Raw genomic sequence first — 25,740 nt, forward strand, 5'->3', positions numbered from 1 at the left:
ATGCAGGACGAGGCCAGCGAAGCCGGCGACGGCAGGACCGATTCCGGTGCGCCGGACGGCATGGCGAGGCGGGTGGCGGGTAGCCTCACCGAGTGTCTTTCCACCTTGCCGGTCACTGATGCGGCGGCGGCGGAGGTGGCGCGGTCAGACCTGATGGCTGCTGCCCGTACCGCCGGCGCGGATGGCCTCGCCGACACCCTCGCGCAGCCCGGGACGCTGCCGGACTTCCTCGGCGCCGTGCTGTCACAGGCGCCGTTCCTGCGCGACCTCGCGGTGCTCGACCCGCTGCGCCTCGCGGCGATCCTCGCCGACGATCCCGACGCGCGGGTGGCGGGCCTCGTCGCCGCCGCGGGCGAGCGGCAGGCCGACGAGGCGGCGCTGATGCGCCACCTGCGCCGGCTCAAGCAGGACATCGCGCTGACCGTCGGCCTCGCTGACCTCGGCGGCGCCTGGGACGTCGACCGGGTGACGGCCGCCCTGAGCGACTTCGCCGACGCGGCGATCTCCGCGGCCGTGAATCACCTGCTGCGCGAGGCCGACCGGACGGCCAAGCTGCGGTTGGCGAACCCCGACGCGCCGTCGGAACGCTCGGGCTGGATCCTGCTGTCGATGGGAAAAGGCGGGGCGCGCGAGCTCAACTATTCGAGCGACGTCGACCTCATCGTGCTGTTCGATCCCGAGCGGCCGGCACTCACCGATCCGGACGAGGCGGCGCGGCTGTTCGTGCGGATGACGCAGCGGCTCGTGAAGATCCTGCAGGAGCGCACGCCCGACGGCTACGTCTTCCGCCTCGACCTCCGCCTCCGGCCCGATCCGGGCGCCACGGCCGTGGCGCTCTCCGTGCCGGCGGCGCTCGTCTATTACGAGAGCATGGGGCAGAACTGGGAGCGGGCGGCGCTGATCAAGGCGCGCGCCTGCGCCGGCGACATCGAGGCGGGCGAGGGGTTCCTCGCCGAGATCGCGCCGTTCATCTGGCGCAAGTCCTTCGACTACGCCGCGATCGCCGACGTCCATTCGATCAAGCGGCAGATCCACGCGGTGAAGGGGCACGGCACGATCGCGGTCGCCGGCCACAACATCAAGCTCGGCCGCGGCGGCATCCGCGAGATCGAGTTCTTCGTGCAGACGCAGCAGCTGATCGCCGGCGGCCGCGAGCCGCGACTGCGCGGGCGCTCGACGCGCCAGATGCTGCGGGTGCTCCACGACCTCGGCTGGATCGAGGAGCGGGTGCGCGATCAACTCGACGCGGCCTACGTGTTCCTGCGCTCCGTCGAACACCGCCTGCAGGTGCGCCGGGACGAGCAGACGCATGTGCTGCCGGCCGACAGGGCCGGGCTCGAGACCATCGCCCGGCTGATGGGGTTCGCCGATCTGCCCGCCTTCGAGGCGGCGCTGAGGGTGCACCTCGAGCGCGTGCAGAAGCACTATGCCCGCCTGTTCGAGGACGCTCCGGCGCTCGGCTCGGACACCGGAAACCTCGTCTTCACCGGCGGCGACGACGACCCCGACACACTGGACACGCTCTCGCAGCTCGGCTTCAAGGCGCCGCAGGAGGTCACGCGGGCGATCCGCGCCTGGCACTTCGGGCGCTATGCGGCGACGCGTTCGACGAAGGCGCGCGAGCGGCTGACCGAAATCACGCCGGCGCTGCTCGCCACCCTCGGCCGGCTCGACAACGCCGACGCGACGTTTGCCGCCTTCGACCGCTTCGTCGCGCAGTTGCCGGCGGGCGTGCAGATCTTCTCGCTGCTGCGCTCCAATCCCGGACTGCTCGACCTCATCGCGCTCGTCATGGGGGCGGCGCCGCGGCTCGCCGCGATCATGACGCGGCGGCCACGGGTGCTCGACGCGCTGCTCGACCCGCTGTTCTTCGGGGCGCTGCCGAAACGGAAGGAACTCGCGGCGCGTCTCGAGAGCTTCCTCGCCGAGGCACGCTCCTACGAGGAGGCGCTCGACCGGGCGCGCATCTTCGGCCAGGAGCAGGCCTTCCTGATCGGCGTGCGGGTGCTGACCGGCACGGTGGAGTGCGGCCAGGCGGGGGCGGGATTTGCGACACTCGCCGACGCGATCGTGCAGCGGCTGTTCCGGTGCGTGGAGGCGGAGTTCGCCGTCCGTCACGGCAAGGTCCCCGGCGGGGCTGCGGCGCTGCTCGCCCTCGGCAAGCTCGGCGGGCGCGAGATGACGGCGGCCTCCGATCTCGACCTCATCCTGCTCTACGACCATCCCGAGGACGCGGAGGCCTCGGATGGGGTGAAGCCGCTGGCGCCCAGCCAGTACTATGCGCGACTGACGCAGCGGCTGGTGGCGGCGCTGTCGGCGCCGACCGGCGAGGGTACGCTCTACGAGGTCGACTTCCGCCTGCGTCCCTCCGGCAATGCCGGGCCGCTCGCCACGCGCCTCGACGCCTTCGAGAGCTACCAGGTCAAGGACGCCTGGACGTGGGAACACATGGCGCTGACGCGGGCGCGGGCGATCGCCGGCGACCCGGGTCTCGGCGAGCGGGCGGAGGCGATGATCCGCGCCGTGCTGAGGAAGCCGCGCGACCGCACGGCGCTGTTTGCCGACGTGGCCTCGATGCGCGGGCGCATCGAGCGAGACAAGGGGACGAAGGATCCCTTCGACCTCAAGCAGGTGCCGGGCGGGCTGATCGATGTCGAGTTCGTCGCGCAGGCGCTGATGCTGGCGAACGGGGCCGAGCGGGACGACGTGCTGTCGACGACGACGGAGACGGCGCTCGCCCGCCTCGCCGAGGCCGGACTTCTGGCGGGCGAGGAGGCGGCGGTGCTGCGTCCGGCGATCCGGCTCTACCAGGCGCTGACGCAGGTGCTGCGGCTTGCCGTCGACGGCCGCTTCGTGCCGGCGGAGGCCCCCGGCGGGGTGCTCGCGGCGATGGCGCGGGCGGCCGAGATGCCGGACTTCGGTGGGCTCGAGGCGCACCTTGTGGAGACGCAGCGTGCGGTCCGGGAGAGCTTCGAGCGGGTCGTCGGGATGGTTGGGGGAGCACCACCCGCCCCTTGAGGGGGCGGGTCGGCGACCGCAGGTCGCCGGGGCGGGGTGGCGCCGCCGGGAGGCGGCAGGAAAGACAACGAGGGTGGCCGGAGAGAGAGTCGAACGCGGGCTCCCGCCCGCGGTCACCCCGCCTCGCCGCGCTTCGCGCGTCGACCCGCCCCCTCAAGGGGCGGGTGGCTGCCATGGGTCGAAAGTCTCTGCAGAGCCACGACGGCGTGGATGTCGTGCGACGACGCGATCGCCGCCCGCTTGCGGCCCTCTGCGCTTCCCGACAGGATGCCGTGGCGCAAGGCCAACAAGATCAGCGATCGGGGGATCCACCCAATGACGGAGTTTTCGCGCCGGGGTGTGATCGGCGGCAGTGCGGCCCTGGCGGGCGGGCTCGCGATGCTCGCCGGGCAGGCCTCCGCGCAGACGGCGTCCGAGCCGCCGACGGCGGCTCAGACCGGAGCGCCCGCGTCGGCGCCGTTCCCGTCCTTCCGTTTCCCGCTTGGCTCGATCACCGCCCAGAAGCAGTATCCCGGCGGCTGGGGCAAGGAGGTCAACGCCGAGAACTTTCCGCCCTCGGAGAGCTTCGCCGGCGTGCTGATGGAGCTGAAACCGGGGGGCCTGCGCGAGCTGCACTGGCACGCCAACGCCGCCGAGTGGGCCTATGTCATCGACGGCGCCTGCCGGATCACCGTCATCGACCCCGGCGGCGGATCGGAGACACTCGACCTCACCGCCGGCGACGTCTGGTTCTTTCCGCGCGGCCACGGCCATTCGATCGAAGGGCTCGGGCCGAGCGGCACCACCTTCGTCCTCGTCTTCGACAACGGCGCCTTCTCGGAGTTCGCCACCTTCTCGATCACTGACTGGCTCGCCCACACGCCGGTCGAGGTGCTGGCGAAGAACCTCGGCGTGCCAGTCTCGACCTTCGCGGCCTTCCCCAAGAAGGAGGCCTACATCTCGCTCGGCGCGCCGCCGGGCGCGACGCCCTGGCCACCGGCGCCGGGCAGCCTCGACACGCCACCGCTGACGCACGGCTACCACCTGCTCGGGCAGCAGCCGCGCCGCTACCCGGGCGGCACGGTGCGGCTCGTCTCGCAGAAGGAGTTCCCGATCTCCGCCTCGATGACCGGCGCCCTGATCACGCTGGAGCCCGGGGCGCTCCGCGAGATGCACTGGCACCCGAACGCCGACGAGTGGCAGCTCTATCTCGCCGGCACGGGGCAGATGACGGTGTTCGGCTCGGCCGGCCGGGCGAGCACCGACCGCTTCGGCAAGCTCGATGTCGGCTACGTGCCGCGCGGCTGCGGCCACTACATCGAGAACGTCGGCGACGACGAGCTGCAGGTGCTGCTCGTGCTGAACAGCGGCACCTACGAGGAGATCTCGCTGACGCAGTGGCTGGCCTCGAACCCGAAGCCGCTGCTCGCCAACAACTTCTCGGTGCCGGAGGCGACGTTCGAGAGCATCCCCGAGGGCGAGGTGTTCATCACGGGGTGAGGACCGGGTGGGCTTCTCTTCCTTCTCCCAGCATTGCTGGGAGAAGGTGCCCGAAAGGGCGGATGAGGGCCCGCGCGGCACGCGCGGGAGTTTCAAGACACGCGCGACCCCGCGCCGCCTGGGCGGCGCGCCCTCATCCGGCGCTACGCGCCACCTTCTCCCCGCCTTCGGCCGGGAGAAGGGAAGTGAGGCCGCCGACGTCGCCTCACTTCCTCTCGTAGACCAGCTTTCCGTCGATCCATGTCTCCAGCACCTCGGTGTCGTCGAGGGTGGCGGGGTCGATCGCCGTGATGTCGCGGTCGAGGACGACGAGGTCGGCGCGCTTGCCGACTTCCAGGCTGCCGGTGGTCTTCTCCTGGCGGGCGGCGAAGGCGGCGTTGATCGTGTAGGCGTCGATGACGTCGCCGATGCCGAGGCCCTCGCCCGTGCCGAGGGGAGGCTCGCCGGAGCCGCGCTCGACGCGGGTGATGCCGTGCTCCATGGCGCGGAAGGGGTCGTAGGGCGACACGTCCCAGTCGCTGCCGCCGGCGATCATCGCACCGGCCGCCTTCAGGCTGCCTGCCGGATAAAGCCAGCGGTAGCGCTCCGTCCCCAGATAGGGCTCGATCGGCCCGACGTTGGAGGCGTCGCGCTTCGCCCATTCGAGCTGGAAGTTGGCGATCACGCCGAGCTCGGCGAAGCGGTGAAAGTCAGCTGGGTCGACGAGCTGGAGGTGGGAGATCTGATGGCGGTTGTCGGTGGCGCCGTTCGCGTCGAACGCCGCCTCGAAGGCGTCGAGGCTCGCCCGCACTGCGCGGTCGCCGATGGCGTGGACGTGCACGGTGAGGCCGGCCGCGTCGAGCTTCGTGACGATTGAGTCCATCGTGGCCTGGTCGAAATAGAGCTCGCCGCTGTTGCCGGTCGGCCTGCCGGCCGCGTCGAGATAGGGGGCCAGCAGCGCGGCGGTCTGCGTCGGCGCCTCCATGACGCCGTCGGCGAAGATCTTGACGCTGTCCATGCGCAGGAAATCGGCATCGGTGGAGCCGGCCTTCGCCATCGCGGCGATCATGCCGATCTTCGCGTCGCCGTCGTCCTCGAGGTCCTCGAGATAGATCGCGGCGCGGACGCGCATCTTCAGGCGCCCAGTGCTCTGCAGGAACTGCCAGACCGGTGCTTCCCGGCGGGTGACGTAGGCGTCGGTGACCGACGTCAGACCGTTCGCCATCATCCCGGCGAGCGCCGCCTCGGTCATGGCGGCGGCGCCGGCGATGGAGGGGGTCGGGATGTTGTCCTGGATGAGCGCCATCGCCGTGTCGGCGAAGGCGCCCGTCGGATTGCCGGCGGCGTCGCGGACGATCTTGCCCCCGGGGGGATCGGCGGTCGCGGCCGTGATGCCGGCGACCTCCATCGCGCGCGTGTTGGCCCAGAGCGTATGGCCATCGTTGCCGACGACGGCGATGGGGCGCGTCGCCTCGATGGCGTCGAAGTCCGTCGCGGTGGCGTCGAAACCGTAGTTGTAGAGCTGCACAACCTCGAGCCAGCCGTCGCCGGTGTCGGGGCGGTCGGCGAGGCACTGGCGGATGACGGGCCCGATCGCCGCGAGGGTGGCCGGAACGTCGGCGAGCGAACACTTGGAGGCGTTGACCGCCCCGAAGATCGGGTGCGAGTGGGTATCAATCATGCCCGGCATGACGAACTTCCCACCGAGGTCGATCACCTGCGTGTCCGGGCCGACGAAGGCTTCGATTTCGGCATCACGGCCGACGGCGGTGATTGTGTTTCCGGTGATCGCGAGCGCCTGACGGACGGAGCGGTTCGCATCGACGGTGTAGATCCTGCCGTTCTTGAAGACGACGTCGGCCATGTCGTCGCTGGCCGCAAGCGCCGGCATCGGCGCTGCGGCGGCGAGAGCGAGAACTGTCAGGGTCGCTGCCGTCGCGGACCGGCGCGGACGTGTCTGAATCGGCATGAAACGTTCCCGGTGCACGGCGCCGCCGTACCGGCGGGCGCACGGCGTTTCCCTACGCACGAGCGCCTGCCGCACATGGCGACAGGCGACACACATTAGAATGTGGGAAATGCTGCGCGCCAGAGGCGCAAGCTGTGCCGTCGTGCGCCGACGGCGCGGCAGGACCAGGCCAGCCCGTCAGGCGGCCTGCCGCTCCTTCTCGCGGGCGGGCGGCTCGTTCAGCATGTGGACGGTGACGACCGTGCCGACGCCGACCTCCGACTGGATCTCCATGCGGCCGCCGTGCAGGTGGATGAGCGAGCGGGCAATGGCGAGGCCGAGGCCGGAGCCCTTGTGGCTCTTGGTGAACTGGTTCTCCACCTGCACGAAGGGCTGGCCGAGGCGCGAGATCTCCTTCTTCGGGATGCCGATGCCGGTGTCCTCTACGGCGAGGACGATGCCGCCGTGCTCGGCGCGCGCCCGGACCGTGACGCGGCCACCCTGGGTCGTGAATTTCACGGCGTTCGACAGGAGGTTCAGCAGGATCTGCTTCATCGCCCGGCGGTCGACGTTGAGCTTCAGGCTCGGCGTGATGCCGGCGGCCAGCAGGATGCCCTTTTCGGATGCCGAGGCGCCCATGATGCGGGTGGCCTCGCCGACCACCTCCTCGACGTCGACTGCTTCCACCGACAGGTCGAGCTGGCCGGCCTCGATGCGCGACATGTCGAGGATGTCGTTGATGACGCCGAGCAGATAATTGCCGGAGTGGTGGATGTCGCTGCAGTATTCGACGTATTTCTCCGAGCCGAGCGAGCCGAACATGCCCTGCTGCATGATCTCGGAGAAGCCGATGATGGCGTTGAGCGGCGTGCGCAGCTCGTGGGAGATGTTGGCGAGGAACTCGGACTTGGCGCGGTTGGCCTCTTCGGCGCGGGTCTTCTCCTCGGCATACTTCTCGGCGAGCTCGACGAGCTGGCGTGCCTGGCTCTCGAGCTTCTGGCGGGACTGGCGGAGGTCGGCGACGGTGGCGCGCATGCGCCGCTCGCTCTCCATCAGCCGCTCCTCGTGGCGCTTGAGCGCCGTGATGTCGGTGCCGACGGAGACGAAGCCGCCGTCCTTGGTGCGGCGCTCGTTGATCTGCAGCCAGCGGCCATCGGCGAGCTGCGCCTCGTAGGAGCGGGCGCCTTCCTCCGGCCGGCCGTCGGTCGGGATCTGCGTCGTGACGATCGGCAGGCTCGCGTGCTTCATCACCGCCGCATAGGGGGTGCCCTCGACGATCGCCTCGTCGGGCAGCTCGTGCAGCTGCTGGTACTTCGAGTTGCAGATGACGAGGCGGTTGTCGGCATCCCAGAGCACGAAGGCTTCCGAGATCGTCTCGATGCCGTCGCGCAGGCGGAGATCGGCGGTGGCGGAGCGCTCGGCGAGGATCTTCTGCTCGGTGATGTCGACGGCGATGCCGATCAGGTGCGGCGAGCCGCCGGTCGCCTCGGCGACGAGCTCGGCGCGGATGCGCAGCCACACCCAGCGGCCGTCGGCGTGGGCGAGGCGGAGCGTGCGGTCGACGGTGCCGCCGCCGGAGGCGAGGATGCCGTCGGCGAGCGCGAAGAGGTCGCCGTCTTCCGGGTGGACGAGGGTCGAGACCTCGTGGAAGCCGAGGAGCTCGTCGCGTGGCTCGCGGCCGAGGATGTCGTACATCGAGGCCGACCAGAACATCCGCCCGCGGGCGAGGTCCCAGTCGATCAGGCCGCAGCGGCCGCGCAGCAGCGCCGTGTCGATGCGGGCGCGGGTGGCGCCGTAGATGGTGTCCGCCTCGCGGGCCCGGGTCGACTGGGCGAAGAAGGCGTAGACGAGGACCAGGATGACGCCGCTGGTGCAGGCGAACAGGGTGGCGTTGGCGGAGAGCGAGCGGCGCCAGCTCGCAAACACCGCTTCGGTCGGCTGGACGAGGGCGATCATGCCGCGCGCGTCCGACAGGTGGCGGACGGTGGCGATGGCGTCGGTGCCGTCGGTGAGGGTGAGCTCGAGCACGCCCGCGCGGGCGCCGAAGATCGTCAGCGGCTGGGATTCACCGAGGAGCGCGTTGAGGGTGCGGCCCTCGAGATCGGGGCGGACCGGAGCGGAGGCGAGGATGGTGCCGGCGTCGTCGGCGAAGAGGATCTGGCGGCCGTCGGCGACGGCGCGCGGCGGCAGTGTCTGGTCGAGGGCGCTCTGCAGCGCCTCGGCGGCGCCCGTCGTCAGATCGGGCGCGGCGCCGAGATCGGCGGCGACGGTCGTGGCGATGAGCGAGAGAGTGTCGCGGGCGGTGACCTCGGTCTCCTCGTAGGCGCCGACGAGGGCGGCCGACCGGTAGGCCGCGATCACCAGGATGAAGATGACGGTGAGGATCGGGATGGCGCGGCGGAACACCGCCTCGTTCTCGACGAGGCGGGCGTAGGCCGGCGCCGCCAGCAGCCGTGCGTGACCGGAGAGAGCGATCGGACGGGCGGCCCCGCGACCGGCGCTGCGGCCAACCAGGGCCGAGAGCCGCTCCATCCGGGACAGCAAGCCGGCAATATTCGGCATGCGTCGACGCGCAGGCGCGTCGGCCGTTTCAACCCGTGCCATGACGGGACCCTCGATTTACTTGTGAATTGGCCCTGAAATTCGGACATTACGCTCTGTCCGAATCACCTCCATTTGAATCCAGGCGAATCGCCTTGTCCAGAGTCCGTGGCCGAAATTTTCCCGCCGCGGACGCCCCTCAAAATGCGGGGATATGGTTGACGAATCGTTACTCCAGACAGCGGGCGACGATGTCGGCAACATCCCGCGAAAGCGGCTCCTGGGCAGAGACGCGGCGAAGCGCCGCCTCGGCGAGCGCACGCCGCCCCGGCTCCAGCGCCCGCCACGACCGGAAGGCGCCGAGGAGGCGGGCGGCGACCTGCGGGTTCTTCGGATCGAGAGCCAGCACGACGTCGGTGACGAGGCGGAAGCCGGCGCCGTCGGCCCGGTTGAACTGGCGCTGGTTGGCGCCGGCGAAGGCGCCGACGAGCGAGCGCACGCGGTTCGGGTTCGCCATCGAGAAGGCGGGGTGCTTCATCAGCGCCTCGACGCGGCCGAGGGTGCCGTCGCCGGGGGCGGTCGCCTGCACGGTGAACCACTTGTCGAGGACGAGCTGGTCGTCGCGGAAGCGGTCGTAGAAGTCCGCCAGCGCGGCGCCTGCACCGGGGGCGTCGGCGTTGACGAGGACGGTGAGGGCGGCGAGCCGGTCGGTCATGTTGTCGGCGGCGCGGTAGTGCGCCTCGGCGCGGGCGCCGGGGGTCTCGGTCTCGGCGAGCGTCAGGTAGTCGAGCAACGTGTTGCGCAGGGCGCGGCGACCGGCCCCGGCGGCATCCGGCACGTAGGGTGCGGGCGTCGACAGCGCGTCGTAGAGGGCGGCGAAGGGCTTCGCCAGCCGCTCAGCGACGGACCGGCGCAAGGCCGTGCGGGAGGTGGCGATCGCCTCCGGATCGACGTCGTGGGAGAGCTCGCGGGCGATGTCGGCCTCGGTCGGGAGCTGCAGCACGAGGGCGCGGAAGGCGTGGTCGAGGCTCTCGTCGCCGGCGACGTGACCGAGCGCGTCGGCGAAGGCGGCATCGGTCGCGACCGGCTGGCCGGCACGCACTGCGGCGACGCCGGCCTTCAGGTCGGCGACCGCGAGCGTCTGCGCCGCCTCCCAGCGGTTGAAGGGGTCGCTGTCATGGGAGAGCAGGAACAGCCGGTCGTCGCGGGTGAGGTCCGTCTCCAGCACCACCGGGCTGGAGAAGCCGCGCAGCAGCGATGGCACCGGACGGACGCCGATGTCGGAGAAGACGACGCGCTGGGTCGCCTGGTCGAGGATGAGCACGTCGCCCTCGACGGTGGCGCCGCTGACGGTGCTGAACTGCATGTCCTCACCGTTCGGGCCGACGAGGCCGAAGCGGATCGGGATCGGCACCGGCGTCTTCTCCGGCTGGCCGGGGGAGGGCGGGATCGACTGCGCGAGCTCGAGCACGTAGCGGCGTGCGGCGGGGTCGAAATGGCCGCGTGCGCGGACGCGCGGCGTGCTCGCCTGGGCGTACCAGCGGCGGAACTGAGAGAGGTCGGTGGAGGTCGCCTCGGCGAAGCAGGCGATGAAATCCTCGACGGTGGCAGCGTCGCCGTCGTGGCGGTCGAAGTAGAGGTCCATGCCGCGCCGAAAGCCGTCCTCGCCGAGCAGCGTCTTCAGCATGCGGACGAGCTCGGAGCCCTTCTCGTACACCGTCGCCGTGTAGAAGTTGTTGATCTCGCGATAGGTTTCGGGGCGGACAGGATGGGCGAGGGGGCCGGCGTCCTCGGGGAACTGGTGGGCGCGCAGGAGCCGCACGTCGGAGATGCGCTTCACCGGGCGCGAACGCTGGTCGGAGGTGAACTCCTGGTCGCGGAAGACCGTCAGGCCCTCCTTCAGGCAGAGCTGGAACCAGTCGCGGCAGGTGATCCGGTTGCCTGTCCAGTTGTGGAAGTATTCGTGCGCGATGACGCCTTCGACGCCGGAATAGTCCTGGTCGGTCGCGGTCTCGGGGATGGCGAGGACGTACTTGTCGTTGAAGACGTTCAGTCCCTTGTTCTCCATCGCGCCCATGTTGAAGTCGGAGACGGCGACGATCATGAAGATGTCGAGGTCGTACTCGCGGCCGAAGGCCTCCTCGTCCCAGCGCATCGAGCGCTTGAGGGCGTCCATGGCGTATGCGCAGCGGCCCTCCTTGCCGTGCTCGACATAGATCCGCAAGTCGACGTCGCGGCCGGACATGGTGACGAAGCGGTCGCGCACGCAGGCGAGATCGCCGCCCACCATGGCGAACAGGTAGGCGGGCTTGGGGAACGGGTCGTGCCAGACGGCGAAATGCCGATTTGTGCCGGGGATTTCGCCCGTCTCGACGAGGTTGCCGTTGCCGAGCAGCACCGGGGCGAGCGCCCGGTCGGCCTCGAGCCGGGTCGTGTAGACGGCCAGTACGTCGGGCCGATCGAGGAAGTAGGTGATCCGCCGGAAGCCTTCCGCCTCGCACTGGGTGCACCAGGTGCCGTTCGTACGATAAAGGCCCATCAGCTTGGTGTTGGCCTCGGCGTCGATCTGCGTCTCGATCTCGAGGGTGAAGGGACCGGCCGGCGGCGTATGCAGCAGGAACTGGCTGGCGGTGGCGGCGTAGGCCTCGGCGGGCAGGGCAGCGCCATCGACGGACACCCCGACCAGCGTGAGCTCGTCGCCGTCGAGCAGGAGAGGCGCCCCGTCCGGCGTACCGTCGCGCCGGCGAACGGCCAGACGGCTCTTGACGCGCGTCGCGTGCGGCGCGAAGGCGACGTCCAGCTCCACCGTGTCGATGGCGTAGGCCGTGGGCCGGTAGTCTGCGAGGCGGACAGGGTTGCCCTCGTGGCGCGTCATCGTCGATCCTGCTGCAAGTGTCGAGGCATCACGGTTCGGGGCATCGTCAGGTCCCGCCCTGGTGAGATGTAGTCCGGCGGACCGCGGATCGCCAGCGCCGCGCCGTCGGTTCGCCTTGCTGCCGCCCGGAAGGGCGTCCAGCAGAGGCGACAAGGGCGGGCGGCATCGGGCCGTGCCTGGAAGAGGGGACGTGCGGGTGGCTGGAACGGCAAAGGCGGTGGCGGAGCGCCGGCGGCGGTTCCGGATTCCGATGGTCCTGCTGCTCGGGCTCGCCTATGGCGGCCTCATGCTCGTCGCGCTCGCCTTCGTGCTGGGGCTCACGGCGTTCTCCAACTATTCCAATACGTTCGCTCTTCTGAACGAGAACTCCATCCTGACGATGCGCGCTCTCAGCGAGCGCATCGAGGCGCATATGCGGCCGGGCGAAGATGCGGTTCGCGAGATTGCCGAACTCCATGCCAACGGCACTCTGCCTCTCGACGAGTTGCAGGATCGCTTCGCCGTGGCGGCAGGCGTGCTGGCGACGTCCGATGTCTTCGACGCGCTCGTCTTCTACGACCGCGAGTTCCGCTATGACGGCATGTACCGTGACGGCGAGGGCCAACTCCACAAGATCGAGACCGACGACGTCAAGCAGGTGGACGTCCGCCGGGCCCTCGAGAACCTCAATCCAGAGCAGAGGAGCTTCTGGGGCACGCCCGTCTTCGTGGAGAACGACAGCTTCATCAATGTCGGCGCGCCGCTGGTCCGCAATGGCGTGATCACCGGCTACATCGTTGCCGCCGTCAGCACGGCCATGCTCTCCGAGGCCGTCCGCGACGTCTCGGCGGAGGGCGACGGAACAAACTTCATCCTCTACGGCCCGGACGCCGTGTTCGCGCACTCGCGCGGCCGGGCGCTCGGCCTGCAGCAGAAGCTCGGCGCGGACGAGACGGTGGTGCCACTCGCGGAAGCCGGCGACCCTGTGCTGGCCAAGCTCGGCGAGCGCGACCTCTTCGAGAACTTCGAGAAAGCGGCGGCGGTCGGCGTCGAGGTCGGCGCGGTCGAGCTCGACGACGGCCGCGACTACGTCGTGACGACCAAGGAGATGCGGCAGTTCGGGCCAGTGCCGTGGATCGTCGGGCGCTACCAGCCGCAGGAGGAAGTGATCGCCGAGATCCGCCGCCTCTACGGCTCGATCGCCATTGGCATTCTCTCCATCGCGGTCGCGGTGGTGATCGCGGTGCTGATCGCCCGCCGGATCGCCCGCTCGCTCGACCGGCTGCACGAAGTCGCCGGCCACATCGAGCGCTTCGAGATCGACGAGGCACCGGAACTGCCGCGCAGCCGCATCCAGGAACTCGACGACGTCTCCACGGCGGTCAATGGCATGCTGGCAGCACTGAAGGCCTTCGCCGTATATGTGCCGCGCAGCCTCGTGCGGCGGCTGGTGCGGCTCGGCTTCCAGGAGGCGACGCGCCTGCAGGAGCGCCAGGGGACGATCCTGTTCACCGACATCATCGGCTTCACAGCCCTGTCTGAGACGATGTCGGCTGAGGAGGTCGCCGGCCTCCTCAACGAGCACTTCTCGCTGATCGTGCGCTGCGTCGAAGACCAGCAGGGCACGGTCGACAAGTTCATGGGCGACGGCCTGATGGCCGTGTGGGTGGGCGACGACGCCGAGGAGGGCGCGGCGTGCGCGGCGCGGGCGGCGATCGCCATGGCTGAGTGCGTCGGCCGCGAGGCGGCGAAGGCGCGGGCGGCCGGGCGCGCGCCGCTGCGCATCCGCATCGGCCTGCACTTCGGGCCGGTGATCGTCGGCAATCTCGGGGCCGCCGACCGCGTCAACTACACCATCATCGGCGACACCGTGAACGTCGCGTCGCGCCTCGAAGCCCTCGGCAAGGTGGTGGCGCCCGAAGAGGACGCCGTCATTCTCGCCAGCGCCGAGGCGGTCGACGTGCTGACCGCTGTCGATCCGACCGTGAGGTGGACGGACGTCGGCACGACGGTACTGCGCGGCCGCTCGGGCGCCGTCGACGTGCGCCGCATCCTGCCGCCCGATACCGGGGCGCCGCCCGGTGCGATCGCCGCCGAGTAGGTCGGAAAGCACCCGTAGTCTCTCGGAGCTTGCGCCCTGTGGCTGTCACGATAGGAATAGGCCGTCTAGAGTAGCTTCGCAGCCGGTTGCGGCATGCGAGGGAGGGGCCTGTTTGGTGAACGTCCTGTCGATCGAGGGTCTGACGGTCGAGTTCGGCGGCGACGACGGCATCGTCCGGGCGGTGGACGACGTCTCCTTCGTCGTGCCGGCGTCGCGCACGGTCGCCCTGGTCGGCGAGTCGGGCTCGGGAAAGTCGGTGATCTCGCAGGCGATCATGGGTCTCCTGCCCAGCAAGGCCCGCATCGTCGGTGGCCGCATCCAGTTCCGCGATCCCGAGGGAGGGGAGCCGGTCGACATCGCCGGCCTCGACCGGACCGGCAGCGCCATGCGCGCCATCCGCGGCAATCGCATCGCCATCATCTTCCAGGAGCCGATGACGTCGCTGTCGCCGCTGCACACGATCGGCGACCAGATCGGCGAATCGGCGCGCCTGCACCGCGGCGTCGGGCGCGACGAGGCGCGCAACCTCACGCTCGACATGCTGCGCCTCGTGCAGTTTCCGAACCCGGGCCGCGCCGTCGACGCCTATCCGTTCGAGCTCTCCGGCGGCCTGCGCCAGCGCGCGATGATCGCGATGGCCCTGCTGTGCCGGCCGGCGCTGCTCATCGCCGATGAGCCGACGACGGCGCTGGACGTGACGATCCAGGCCGAAATCCTCAAGCTCATCAAGGATCTGCAGTCCGAGCTTGCGATGTCGGTGCTGATGGTGACGCACGACTTCGGCGTCGTCGCCAACATCGCCGACGAGGTCGTCGTGATCTATCACGGCCGCATCAAGGAATCGGGCCCGGTCGACGAGATCTTCCGCAACCCCCAGCACGACTATCTGAAGGCGCTCCTGCGCGCGGTGCCGCGCTTCCACATGGAGCCGGGCGAGAAGCTGGTGCCGATCCGGCCGATCGAGCCGCAGGCCGGCGGCTTCCTGCATGCGCACCGTGAGCCCGTCCCCGCCACTGCCGGGCCGATCCTGCAGGTCGAGGCGGTGACGAAGGCGTTCGGCCAGCGGCGCGGCACAAAGCCGGCGGAACTGCCGCGCGCGATGGACAATGTCAGCTTTTCGGTCAAGCGCGGCGAGTGCCTCGGCCTCGTCGGCGAGTCTGGCTCCGGCAAGACGACGACGGCGCTCGCCATCCTGCGCGCCGTTTCCATCGATTCCGGGCGCATCCTGTTCGACGACGGTCGCGGGCCGATCGATGTCAGCACGCTGAGGGGCGCCGACCTGCTCGCCTACCGGCGCAAGGTGCAACTGATCTTCCAGGACCCGTTCTCCTCGCTCAATCCGCGCATGTCGGTGAACGAGATCATCTCCGAGCCCTTCGTCATCCACCGCATCTGCGGTGAGGAGGAGCAGGCGCAGCGGGTGCGCGAGCTGATGCGGCTGGTCGGGCTCGATCCGCGCATGCTGCGGCGCTACCCGCATTCCTTCTCCGGCGGACAGCGCCAGCGCATCGGCATCGCCCGCGCCCTGGCGCTGCGGCCGGAACTGATCCTCTGCGACGAGCCGGTGTCGGCCCTCGACGTCTCGGTGCAGGCGCAGATCCTCAACCTTCTCAAGGATCTGCAGCGTGAGCTGCAGCTCACCTACCTGTTCGTCAGCCACAATCTGGCGGTCGTCGACTACATGGCCGACCGCGTGGCCGTGATGTGCCGCGGCCGCCTCGTCGAGCTCGCCGAGACGCGGGCGCTGGTCTCCGACCCGATCCATCCCTACACGCGCGCCCTGCTGACGGCCGTGCCGGAGGCGAGCCTCGACAACCGGCTCGACTTCGCGGCGCTGTCGGCCTCGCGTGCATCCGAACCGGCGGAATGGCCCGAGCCGTTCCGCGTCCTGCCCGGCGTTCGTCCCGACCTCGTCGAGATGCGGCCGGGCCACTTCGTCTGTGCCCCGGGTCTGGCCGTGGGCGCACCGGTCAGGGAGGCCGTGTGATGGTGGTTCGTGCTTTGGCCGCGGCGGCGCTGGCGTTGCTGTTCGCCGGTCCGGCGGCCGCGCTCGATTATGTCGAGACCCCGAGCCTGGAAGGCAAGGGACTTCCTCCGATCTCGGAGCGTCTGCCGCAGGTCCCGCTCGTCGTGGATCTCGAGGCGCAGGGCCGCAAGGTCGGCCACCCCGGCGGCGCCATCCAGACTCTCATCGGCCGCGCCAAGGATGCGCGCCTGATCAACGTCTGGGGCTACGCCCGCCTCGTTGGCTACAACGACAAGTTCGAGCTGAGGCCCGACATCCTCGAGGCTGTCGATGTCGAGGATGGTCGGATCTTCACGCTGCGGCTGCGCAAGGGCCACAAGTGGTCGGACGGTCAGCCGTTCACCAGCGAGGACATCCGCTACTGGTGGCAGGACATCGCTACCAACACCGACCTGTCGCCCTCGGGACCCGAGCCGTTCATGCTCGTGAACGGCGAGATGCCGACGTTCGAGGTGGTCGACACCGAGACGGTGAAGTTCACCTGGCCGGCGCCGAACCCGCTGTTCCTGCCGGCGCTCGCCGCCGCCGCCGACCCGTTCATCTATCGCCCGGCCCACTATCTGAAGCAGTTCCACCAGAAGTACGGCGAGGAGGGCAAGATCGCCGCGCTCGTGCAGGAGAAGCAGGTGCGCAACTGGGCGCAGCTGCACAACCAGCTCGACGAGATGTACAACGCCACCAACCCCGACCTGCCGTCGCTGCAGCCGTGGGTGCCGTCGAAGGGGGCGAGCGACCGGCGGCTGGTGATGCGGCGCAACCCGTACTTCCACCGCGTCGACACGGCCGGGCACCAGCTGCCCTACGCCGACGAGGTCGTCATGACGGTCGCCGACGGCAAGCTGATCGCCGCGAAGGCGCAGGCGGGCGAGGTCGACCTGCAGGCCCGCAATCTCGGCTTCTCGGACATCACCGTGCTGAAGAAGGGCCAGGCGAACGCCAAGTACCACACCCTGCTGTGGCCGAGCGCCAAGGCCAACCAGATCGCGATCTATCCGAACCTGACGGTCAAGGACCCGACCTGGCGCACGCTGCTGCGCGACGTCCGCTTCCGCCGCGCGCTGTCGCTCGGCATCGACCGCGACATGATCAACCGGACGCTGTTCTTCGGCTTCGGCGTGCCGAGCAACAATGCGGTGCTGGCGCAGAGCGAGCTCTTCCGCGAGGACTACCGCACCAAGTGGGCGGGCTACGACGTCGAGCAGGCGAACGCCCTCCTCGACGAGATCGGCCTGACGCAGCGGCGCAGCGACGGCATTCGGCTGATGCCGGACGGCCGCCCGCTCGAGATCATCGTCGAGACCTCCGGCGAGAGCCAGGAGGAGAGCGACGCGCTGCAGCTAGTGGCCGAGACGTGGCGCGAGATAGGCGTCGCCGCCTTCGAGAAGGCCTCGGACCGCGACAACGTCCGCAACCGGGCGCTCGGCGGCGATCTCGTGATGACGGTGTTCTCGGGCTACGACAACGGCGTCGCCACCGCAGACATGTCGCCGGCCGAGCGGGTGCCGTCGGACTCGGCCTTCCTGATCGGAATGGCCTGGGGCGCCTATGTCGACAGCAAGGGCACCAATGGCGAGAAGATCGACTACGAGCCGGCCCAGAAGCTGATGGACGCCTACAAGTCGTGGCTCGGCGCGGTTGCCGAGGCTGACCGTGACGCGGCCTGGCACGCGATCCTCGACACCCACGTCGACCAGGTGCTGACCATCGGCCTCGTCGCCGAGGTGCGCCAGCCGATCGTCGTCAAGGACAAGCTGCAGAACGTCCCGACCGACGGCGTCTGGGGCTGGGACCCGGGTGCCAATTTCGGCGTCTACGGCATGGACACCTTCTTCTTCGATGAAGCCGGCACGAACCGGAGCTGAAAGGGATGCTCCTTTTCATCGTCCGGCGCGTGCTCGGGATGATCCCGACCCTGTTCGTCATCGCCTTCCTGACGTTCTTCATCATCGAGCTGCCGCCGGGCGACTACCTGACCAACCAGATCGCGCAGCTGAAGGCCTCCGGCGAGGCCTCGGCGGCCGCGAAGATCGAGTTTCTGCGCTCGCAGTTCGCCCTCGACCGGCCGTTCCTGGAGCGCTTCGGCATCTGGGTCGGCATCTGGCCAGGTCCCGACGGCTTCAACGGGCTGCTGCAGGGCTACTGGGGCTGGTCGTTCGAGTACGAGAAGCCGGTCGCCGAGGTGGTCGGCCCGACGCTGCCGCTCACCATCGTGCTGAATGTCGCGACCGTCATTTTCGTCTACGTCGTGTCGTTCCCGATCGGCATCTACTCGGCGACACGGCAGTACAGCTGGGGTGACTACGGCTTCACCATCCTCGGCTATCTCGGCCTCGCGATCCCGAACTTCCTGCTCGGACTGATCCTGCTCTACCTGTCGAACCGCTGGTTCGGGCTGTCGATCGGTGGCCTGATGGATCCGAAGTACATCGACGCGCCGTGGTCTCTCGACAAGCTCGGCTCGATCCTCGCCCACCTGATCGTGCCGACCATCGTCATCGGCACGGCCGGTACGGCGGGCATGATCCGGCGCCTCAGGGCGAACCTTCTCGATGAATTGCACAAGCAATACGTCGTGACGGGGCGCGCCAAGGGCCTGCCGGAGCGGCGCCTGCTGCTGAAATATCCCCTGCGGATGGCGCTCAATCCGTTCATCGCCGACATCGGCAACCTGATCCCGTCGCTCGTCTCCGGCTCGGTCATCGTCTCGGTGGTGTTGAACCTGCCGACGGTCGGCCCGGTGCTGCTCGACGCGCTGCGCTCGCAGGACCAGTTCCTGTCGGGCTTCATTCTCCTGTTCGTGGCGGTGCTGACGCTCGTGGGCATGCTGGTTTCCGATCTCCTCCTCGCCGTCGTCGATCCGCGCATCCGCTTCGGGCGGCGGGGGACGGCGTGAGCGCCGAGCCGCCCCGCACGGGGCACTATGTCGATAAGGAGCCGTTCGACGCCTACGAGGCGGAGGCGCTCACGGCCGAGCAGGAGCGCTACTTCCAGGCGTCGCAGTGGCGCATCATCTGGATGCGCTTCCGCCGGCACAAGCTGGCGGTGATCTCGCTGTTCGTGCTCGGGCTGTTCTATCTGACGGTGCCGTTTGCCGAGATCATCGCGCCCTACGATCCGAACACCCGCTCGAACCAGCACCTGCACGCGCCGCCGCAGCTCATCCACCTCTTCCACGAGGGCGAGTTCGTCGGGCCGTTCGTCTACGGCATGAAGGCCGAGGTGAACCTCGAGGACATGCGCTGGGTCTACGAGGACGACCCGACCAAGGTCGAGCGGCTGCGCTTCTTCTGCCTCGGTGACGACTACGACTTCTGGGGCCTGATCCCCGGCCGCTTCCACCTCGTGTGCCCGGCGGAGGGCGGTACCTTCTTCCTGTTCGGCACCGACCGGCTCGGCCGGGACGTGCTCTCCGGCATCATCTACGGCTCGCGCATCTCGCTCACCGTCGGCCTGATCGGCGTCGCCATCTCGATCATCCTCGGCATGGTGCTCGGCGGCCTCGCCGGCTACTTCGGTGGCATCATCGACACGGTCGTCCAGCGGACGATCGAGATCCTGCGCTCGCTGCCGGAACTTCCGTTGTGGATGGCCTTGTCGGCGGCGCTGCCGGTGACGTGGAGCCCGGTGCTGATCTATCTCGGCATCACCGTGATCCTCGGGCTCCTCGACTGGCCGGGCCTCGCCCGTGCCGTTCGCTCGAAGCTGCTGGCGCTGCGCGAAGAGGACTACGCGCGGGCGGCGGTGCTGATGGGGGCCTCGCCGGGACGCATCATCGGCAAGCACCTGCTGCCGGGCTTCACCAGCCACATCATCGCCAGCGCCACTTTGTCGATCCCGGGCATGATCCTCGGCGAGACCGCGCTGTCGTTCCTCGGCCTCGGCATGCGACGCCCGGCGGTGAGCTGGGGCGTGCTCCTCAACGAGGCGCAGAACATCACGGTGGTGACGGTCTATCCGTGGCTGATGGCGCCGGTGATCCCGGTGATCATCGTCATCCTCGCCTTCAACTTCCTCGGCGACGGCCTGCGCGACGCGGCCGACCCCTACAAGTAGGCGCTGCCTAGACGCCCTCGGCTCAGCCGGGGCCGTCGAAGCCGAACAGCGCCGGTGGTGACGGCCAGCGCACGGCCGGATGACCGGCCGTCGTTGCGAGGAAGGCCTCGAGGAAGGCCCACACCGGCTCGTCGTGCGAGAGGTGGTGGCTGAGAACGCCGATCGGCACGTCGGCGGCCTCGCCCGTGCGGGCGGCGACCTGCTCGTCGAACAGCATCAGCATCCGCTCGTCGCCCATGTAGCTGCGCGTCGTCTTCCAGACGATCGGGTCGAGGTGGGGGTCCAGCCGGTGGCCGGCGCGCTCGAGCGATGTGAAGGTCGACAGGCCGGGCAGTCCGACCTCGCCGCGCCGACGCGCGACCTCGGCGTCCACCCGGTTCCACGGCGGCGTCAGCACCGGCAGGAATCGCTGGCCGAACAGGGCCGCGAGTTTCGAACGGCCTTCGGTCAACTCACCCAACACCGTCTCGACCGGGCGCGCGCCGCCGAGTTCGGCGGCGCGGGCGCCGGTTGGCTCATGGTTGGCGTGGCGCCAGCCGTGCTGAACGACGGTGACATGGACTGCGTCCGGCCGCGCGAGCCGTTCCGCCAGCGAAGGCTGCGCCGGCTCCGGGATGACGGCTAGGACGAGCGGTAGCTGCAGGCGGTCGGACAGGGCGATCAGGCGGTCGAGCGCGGGCTCGGGGAGGGCGGCGTCGTCGTCACGCCACCACAGCGAGATCGTACGGCCAGCCGCGGCGAGCGCGTCGAGCCGGCCGCGCAGGCCTTCGCCCAGGGTCGGTGCGTCAAGGTTCATCTCGCCCTCTCCGTTGGGCCGCATCGATGAGGATCGCGGCACTGCGCGTCGCCCCCGCGAGGTCGGCCTCCAGGCCGGCCGGCGGCCGCGTGAGGCAGCGATCGCACGCGGCGGCGAGGCTCTCCGGCGTGAGCGCCTCGGGGTCTACCACCTCGGCGACGCCCCGGCTCGCGAGGCTCGCCGCCCGCTGTCGCTGCTCGGTCTCAGACCCTTCCGCGAAGGGCACCAGTACCGCCGGTACGCGTGCGGCGAGAATGTCGAGGACGGTGTTGTAGCCCGCCTGGCTGACGGAGAGGCGGGCACGTTTGAGGAGGCCGGGAAAATCCGGCCGCGCCGGCTCGACGACGACGCCGTCGCCCGCCTGTGCGGCGAGCGCCGCGAGCGCCGCGAGCGTTGCCGCATCGTGGGTGCGACCGACCAGCAAGCGCCAGCAGGCGCCGCCGGCGAGCTTCGACAGGGGGCGCGCCGCCAGGGCCGCCCGCAGCAGTTCGGCACCGACCGGCCCGCCGCCGCACGAGACGACGACCTCGTCCTCGCCGTCACCGGCTGGTGGCAGCAGCCCGCTCGGCTCGTGCACGAAGCCGGTGTAGCAGACGAGATCGGCGATCTCCGCCTCGAAGGGGAAGCTGTCGGAGAGCCGCACGAGCCGCGGGTCGGCGTGGACGAGGACGAGGTCGAACAGCCGGCGTGCCGTCTCGGCCATCGCCTGCTCCTTGGCGGCGTCCTCCTTGCGCACCAGGATGTCGCGGACCGAGGCGGCGATCAGCGGCCGCGACGCGCGGTCCCGCGCGGCCTGCAGCATCGGCTCGAGTTCGAAGGCGAGCATCCGCCGGCCGAACGGGAAGGTCTCGGTGAGGATGATGTCGGGCGCCACCTCCGTCAGGAGGGCGAGCAGCTGATGTCGGCGCTCCTGCCGCCAGCCGTCGTCGATCGGTGCGCCGCTTTCCTGCAGCAGCGTCCGGAAGCTCGCGTCGGCGGCGTGCGCCGGCGGCAACTCGGCGACGGTGAGGCCCGACGTGTCGAGCGTCGGCGGCAGGCGGTTTCCGGCGACCAGCACCACCTCGACACCGGCGGCGACGAGGGCGCGGCCGAGCGCGGCGGCGCGCACGGCGTGACCCGTGCCGAGCAGGTGGTGGACATGGATCAGCGCGCGCATATGGCACGCTCCTGCCGGCTCTGCATCGCCGCGGCGAAGATCGCGTCGAGGCGTCGCGCCGCCACCGGCAGATCGTGGTGGGCTGCGATGTGGGTGGCCGCCGCGGCGCCCATGCGCGCGCGCGCCAACGGATCGGCGAGCAGCGCGGCGACGCACCCGGCGAAAGCGGTGGCGTCGCCCTCCGGGGCGAGCAGGCCGGTCTCGCCCTCGCGGACGATCTCCGGCACGCCGCCGCGGCGGGCGCCGACCACCGGCAGCCCGGCTGCCTGCGCCTCCAGGAAGACGAAGCCGTAGGCCTCGTTGATCGCCGGCCAGACGAGGACGTCGGCGCCCGCGTACACCGCCGGCATCGCCTCACTCGCCCTGGCCCCGAGGATGGAGACGCGGTCGGCACCAAGGCCGCGGGCGGCGAAGGCGGCCTCGACCTCCGGCCGGGCCGGTCCGTCACCGACGATCGACAGCCGCCAGGGCTGGTCGGCGAGACGGGCGAGGGCGTCGGCGAGGACGGCGTAGGAGCGCGCCTTGTCGCCTGGCCGCATCATGCCGACGGCGAGCAGCTGCACTGCACCTGTCGACGGCGAGCGGCCCGCTGCCGCCCGGAACGGTGCCGCGTCGAGGAACGGCGCCAGCCGGTGCAGGCGCGCTTCGGGCACCACGGCGGCGAGGCCCTCGGCGTCCTCGGCATGAATGGCGGCGACCGCGTCGGCGGCAGCGAGCGCCGTGTCGACCTCGCGGAAGCGCTCCGCCCACGGGCCCGTTGCGCGCTTCAGGGCCCGGCTCGCCTCGATTACGACGTAGGGGATGCCGAGCCGCGCCGCGACGGCCGGCCCGATGCGGTCGGGGGCCCGGTGATAGAGATGGTAGGTGAGGAAGAGGTCGGGACGCTCGGCGCTGCCGGCCTGCCATCGCTCGAGGAGGCTTTCGACCTCCACGGCGGCCTCGGCGCGCTGGCGCGCATCGGCGGCGGCATCGGGAGCCGGCAGCCAGCTCACCAGCCGCGACGCCACCTCGGTACGATGGCCGGCGAGTTCGAGCGCCCGCACGATCATCCGCACGGCCTGCCGGTCCCCGGAGGGGAGGGGATCGTCGGGCGGCTTCATCGGGGCATAGAGCGCGACGTGCATGAGCGTGGCGGCAGACACCGCCTCAGGCGGCGGCGGCGCTGCGGTCGCCCCGCAGCAGCGCCACGATGCGGTCGAGGCCGGGGGCCGTCGAAAAGCGCTGGCGGACCGCCTTCGAGCCGGCCTCGGCGAGGGCAGCGCGCGTCTTCGTATCGCAGATCAGCCGCTCGAGCGCGGCGGCGAGGGCGGTGGGGTCGCGCGGCTCGACCAGCACGCCGGTCCGGCCGTCGTCGATGACCTCGGGGATCGCCGAGACCCGCGTCGAGACGCAGGCGAGGCCGAGCGCCTGCGCCTCCATCAGCACGTTGGGCAGGCCGTCGCGGTCGCCGCTGCGCGTCACCCGGCTCGCCAGCACGAAGATGTCGGCCTCCGCGCAGGCGGCGATGACCACCGATTGCGGCTGCGCGCCGCGCCAGTCGACGCGATCCGCGATCTCGAGCCGTTCGGCGAGGGCCTTCAGGCGCGGCACGAGGGTGCCGCCGCCGATGTGGACGAACCGCCAGTCGAGCTCCGCCGGCAGACGCGCGAGTGCGCGCAGCACGTCGTCGAGCCCCTTCTTCTCGACGGCGCGGGCGACGCTGACGATCGTCACCGGCGCGTGTCGCCCGTCGCGGTCGGCCGGTTTCGCCGTCGGCGCTGGGAAGCGGGCGAAGTCGAGCCCGTGGTAGACGAGGGCGACCTTCTCGGGCCGGTCGGAAAGCGAGCGCAGCTTGGCGGCATTCACCGCCGTGCAGGTGGTGCCCCAGTCGGCGTCGGCGATCTTCTCGGCGAGCTCCCAGTCCGGCGACGTCCAGATGTCCTTGGCGTGGGCGGAGAACGACCAGGGCAGCCCCCGCATCATCGCCGCGTAGCGCGTCACCGAGGCGGGGGTGTGGAGGAAATGGACGTAGAGGCTGTCGATGTCGGCCGGCAGCTCGGCGGCAAGCACGCAGGCCTGGCCGAAGCGGCGCCGGCGGCTCGCCGAGCGGTCGCGAGCGAGGTCGCGTTCGTAGGCGGCGAGAGCATCCTCGTAGCCCGGCAGGCAGACGGCGGCGCGGCGACCGGCGGCGACACGCGGCGGGTCGTCCTTGAGATATTCGGGGAGATAGAGGACCTCGGCGCGAATCTCCCGGTGAACCGGGTGCACGGCGCCGTCGGTCGGCCGGCGCAGCGAGACGATCAGCACGTCGAGGCCGCGGCGCTCGAGCCCGAGGATCTCCTGGGCGATGAAGGTTTCCGACAGGCGCGGATAACCCTTCACCACGACGGCGATGCGGGTCATGGCCGCCGGCGCGCCCGCGGGGCCATCAGAGCAGCGCGGCGGTGCGCCGCATCCGCTGACGGTCGGCCAGGAACTCGCCGACCCGGCCCTTGATGACGTCGAGGCCGCCGAGCAGGTTCGGCGGACCGCTCTGCGACGGCGGCGCCTGACGGGGCAACTCGGCGAGTGCGTCGGTCATCAGGCCGACGTCAGGGTACTGCTCGATCGGCAGCACGCGCAGGAGCCCGACCTCTTCCGCCCGGGCGGCGCGGATCGCCTGCTCGCGGCGTGGCACGACGCGCGGCACGAGCAGCGTCGGTTTGTCGAAGGAGAGGATCTCGCAGAAGATGTTGTAGCCGCCCATGCCGACGATGGCGGTCGCGCCGTCGAGGAGGGGCTCAATCTGCGGCGTGAAGTCGATGACATGCACCTCCCGCAGGTGGCTGGCGCGCTCCATGAAGCCCGCCTGGTGCTCCGAGTCCATGAACGGGCCGAGCACGATCACGGCGGGAAACAGAGGCCGCTGCCGTGCCTCGTAGGCCCGCATCACCCAGTCGATCAGCTCGACGCCGTCACCGCCGCCGCCGGGGCTGACGAGGATGTAGGGATCCTCGCCGAACGGCGAGCGGAAGGTCGCCGCCGCCGCGTGCGGCAGCTCTCGCCTCAGATAGCCGGTGAACAGCGCCTTGCGCCTGACAGCATCGCTGACGCCGACGCCGGCGAGGGGATCGTGGATTTCCGGCAGGCCGTAGACCCAGATCTCGTCATAGAGGCTGCGCAGCGCCGCCGGCACGCCCTTGCGCGACCACTCCTCCTGCAGGAGGTCGGCGTCGTCCATGACGTCGCGCAGGCCGAGCACGCAGCGCGTGCCGATGGTGGCGAGCTTCTCGAGGGTGGCGCGCACCTCGCCGCGAAGACCCAGCGGCTCCTTGTCGACGAGGAACACGTCCGGGCGGAACACCATCGCGGTGTGCTCGATGATCGAGGCGCGGATTGCCAGCGTCTCCTCGATGTCGAGACGCAGGCTGAGCGAGGTGTAGTCGCCGTCGCGCAGCTTGATGACGCCGGGGATGCGCACGAAGTCGACGCGGGTGCGGAAATCGAAGCTGCCGATGATCGGTGAGCCCGACAGAATCAGCACCGACATGTCGGGGAACTCGTCCACCAGCGCATGCGCGATCGTGCGGCAACGGCGCAAGTGCCCGAGGCCGAACGAGTCATGGCTGTAGATGAGGACCTTCGGCGTTTTCGGGAACATTCTCTGCAGGGGTTCGGCGCGCGACCCGCAGGGGCCTCGTCGCGGCTGGGGCGATGCAAAGGGAGATGGCCGGTCCGCCGCCCCCCCGGGTCGGAATTTCCTCCGGCTGCGCCCGTCGGTCGCTGACATGCGACGGCGGGAGATTGCGTGCGCGACGCGGTCCGTTCTGC

The 25,740-nt window shown here is 70.2% G+C and carries 15 protein-coding genes; 7 read left to right on the forward strand and 8 right to left on the reverse strand.

Annotated elements, in window-relative coordinates; all coding sequences use genetic code 11:
• Together RUR49_RS20055 and RUR49_RS20060 are read left to right on the forward strand one after the other, a co-directional pair.
• Positions 1-3,018 carry a bifunctional [glutamine synthetase] adenylyltransferase/[glutamine synthetase]-adenylyl-L-tyrosine phosphorylase gene (locus RUR49_RS20055; protein WP_409148198.1) on the forward strand — a complete coding sequence of 1,006 codons (3,018 nt, stop codon included), beginning with the start codon at positions 1-3 and terminating at the stop codon, positions 3,016-3,018.
• Positions 3,019-3,333: 315 nt separating this feature from the next.
• A complete protein-coding gene (locus RUR49_RS20060) occupies positions 3,334-4,497 on the forward strand; it encodes a cupin domain-containing protein (protein WP_409148199.1) in 1,164 nt (387 codons plus the stop codon).
• 205 nt (positions 4,498-4,702) lie between these two features.
• On the opposite strand, the gene RUR49_RS20065 is transcribed toward RUR49_RS20060, so the two are convergent.
• From RUR49_RS20065 to pepN, 3 genes are all read right to left on the reverse strand, one after another.
• Positions 4,703-6,445: an amidohydrolase gene (locus RUR49_RS20065; RefSeq protein WP_409148201.1), complete on the reverse strand. Its 1,743-nt coding sequence runs from the start codon at positions 6,443-6,445 to the stop codon at positions 4,703-4,705.
• A 177-nt stretch (positions 6,446-6,622) separates the two neighbouring features.
• The gene (locus RUR49_RS20070; protein ID WP_409148452.1) at positions 6,623-8,956 is read right to left on the reverse strand and encodes an ATP-binding protein; all 2,334 of its coding nucleotides are present in this window, start codon (positions 8,954-8,956) and stop codon (positions 6,623-6,625) included.
• Positions 8,957-9,194: 238 nt separating this feature from the next.
• The gene (gene pepN, locus RUR49_RS20075; RefSeq protein ID WP_409148202.1) at positions 9,195-11,840 is read right to left on the reverse strand and encodes an aminopeptidase N; all 2,646 of its coding nucleotides are present in this window, start codon (positions 11,838-11,840) and stop codon (positions 9,195-9,197) included.
• Positions 11,841-12,036: 196 nt separating this feature from the next.
• Here pepN and RUR49_RS20080 point away from each other — a divergent pair, with 196 nt between their 5' ends.
• The 5 genes from RUR49_RS20080 to RUR49_RS20100 all read left to right on the forward strand — a co-directional run bounded on the left by RUR49_RS20080 (position 12,037) and on the right by RUR49_RS20100 (position 19,999).
• Positions 12,037-13,920: an adenylate/guanylate cyclase domain-containing protein gene (locus RUR49_RS20080; protein ID WP_409148204.1), complete on the forward strand. Its 1,884-nt coding sequence runs from the start codon at positions 12,037-12,039 to the stop codon at positions 13,918-13,920.
• 115 nt (positions 13,921-14,035) lie between these two features.
• Positions 14,036-15,907: a dipeptide ABC transporter ATP-binding protein gene (locus RUR49_RS20085; protein WP_409148205.1), complete on the forward strand. Its 1,872-nt coding sequence runs from the start codon at positions 14,036-14,038 to the stop codon at positions 15,905-15,907.
• Positions 15,907-17,808 (forward strand): ABC transporter substrate-binding protein, encoded by a 1,902-nt coding sequence (locus RUR49_RS20090; protein ID WP_409148207.1) that lies wholly within the window; start codon positions 15,907-15,909, stop codon positions 17,806-17,808. The genes RUR49_RS20085 and RUR49_RS20090 overlap by 1 nt, the downstream gene beginning before the upstream one ends.
• A gap of 5 nt (positions 17,809-17,813) precedes the next feature.
• Positions 17,814-18,839 carry an ABC transporter permease gene (locus RUR49_RS20095; protein WP_409148209.1) on the forward strand — a complete coding sequence of 342 codons (1,026 nt, stop codon included), beginning with the start codon at positions 17,814-17,816 and terminating at the stop codon, positions 18,837-18,839.
• Positions 18,836-19,999, forward strand: coding sequence for an ABC transporter permease (locus RUR49_RS20100; RefSeq protein ID WP_409148211.1), 1,164 nt, complete (start codon positions 18,836-18,838; stop codon positions 19,997-19,999). Before RUR49_RS20095 ends, RUR49_RS20100 begins: the two co-directional genes overlap by 4 nt.
• Before the next feature lie 22 nt (positions 20,000-20,021).
• Here RUR49_RS20100 and RUR49_RS20105 read toward each other — a convergent pair whose 3' ends face one another.
• Genes RUR49_RS20105 through RUR49_RS20125 form a run of 5 tightly spaced genes read right to left on the reverse strand, consistent with a single transcriptional unit; the run spans position 20,022 to position 25,570 of the window.
• A complete protein-coding gene (locus tag RUR49_RS20105; protein ID WP_409148213.1) occupies positions 20,022-20,795 on the reverse strand; it encodes a polysaccharide deacetylase family protein in 774 nt (257 codons plus the stop codon).
• Entirely contained in the window at positions 20,785-21,951 is a 1,167-nt protein-coding gene (locus RUR49_RS20110) for a glycosyltransferase family protein (protein ID WP_409148215.1), read from the reverse strand. The genes RUR49_RS20105 and RUR49_RS20110 overlap by 11 nt, the downstream gene beginning before the upstream one ends.
• On the reverse strand, positions 21,939-23,093 hold the full coding sequence (locus RUR49_RS20115) for a glycosyltransferase family 4 protein (protein ID WP_409148216.1): 1,155 nt from the start codon (positions 23,091-23,093) through the stop codon (positions 21,939-21,941). The genes RUR49_RS20110 and RUR49_RS20115 overlap by 13 nt, the downstream gene beginning before the upstream one ends.
• 4 nt (positions 23,094-23,097) lie before the next feature.
• A complete protein-coding gene (locus tag RUR49_RS20120; RefSeq protein ID WP_409148217.1) occupies positions 23,098-24,333 on the reverse strand; it encodes a glycosyltransferase family 4 protein in 1,236 nt (411 codons plus the stop codon).
• Positions 24,334-24,358: 25 nt separating this feature from the next.
• A complete protein-coding gene (locus tag RUR49_RS20125; protein ID WP_409148218.1) occupies positions 24,359-25,570 on the reverse strand; it encodes a glycosyltransferase family protein in 1,212 nt (403 codons plus the stop codon).
• Between the last annotated feature and the right edge of the window lie 170 nt (positions 25,571-25,740).

The organism is Pseudoxanthobacter sp. M-2, from assembly GCF_046156265.1.
Classification (GTDB): domain Bacteria; phylum Pseudomonadota; class Alphaproteobacteria; order Rhizobiales; family Segnochrobactraceae; genus CAMDHY01.

Bases quoted from the DNA above. Each gene is read 5' to 3' on its own strand.
- RUR49_RS20070 (WP_409148452.1), bottom strand. From the start codon at position 8,956: ATGGAGCGGCTCTCGGCCCTGGTTGGCCGCAGCGCCGGTCGCGGGGCC.
- RUR49_RS20090 (WP_409148207.1), top strand. From the start codon at position 15,907: ATGGTGGTTCGTGCTTTGGCCGCGGCGGCGCTGGCGTTGCTGTTCGCC.
- RUR49_RS20125 (WP_409148218.1), bottom strand. From the start codon at position 25,570: ATGTTCCCGAAAACGCCGAAGGTCCTCATCTACAGCCATGACTCGTTC.
- RUR49_RS20060 (WP_409148199.1), top strand. From the start codon at position 3,334: ATGACGGAGTTTTCGCGCCGGGGTGTGATCGGCGGCAGTGCGGCCCTG.
- RUR49_RS20065 (WP_409148201.1), bottom strand. From the start codon at position 6,445: ATGCCGATTCAGACACGTCCGCGCCGGTCCGCGACGGCAGCGACCCTG.
- RUR49_RS20120 (WP_409148217.1), bottom strand. From the start codon at position 24,333: ATGACCCGCATCGCCGTCGTGGTGAAGGGTTATCCGCGCCTGTCGGAA.
- RUR49_RS20095 (WP_409148209.1), top strand. From the start codon at position 17,814: ATGCTCCTTTTCATCGTCCGGCGCGTGCTCGGGATGATCCCGACCCTG.
- RUR49_RS20110 (WP_409148215.1), bottom strand. From the start codon at position 21,951: ATGCGCGCGCTGATCCATGTCCACCACCTGCTCGGCACGGGTCACGCC.
- pepN (WP_409148202.1), bottom strand. From the start codon at position 11,840: ATGACGCGCCACGAGGGCAACCCTGTCCGCCTCGCAGACTACCGGCCC.
- RUR49_RS20105 (WP_409148213.1), bottom strand. From the start codon at position 20,795: ATGAACCTTGACGCACCGACCCTGGGCGAAGGCCTGCGCGGCCGGCTC.
- RUR49_RS20055 (WP_409148198.1), top strand. From the start codon at position 1: ATGCAGGACGAGGCCAGCGAAGCCGGCGACGGCAGGACCGATTCCGGT.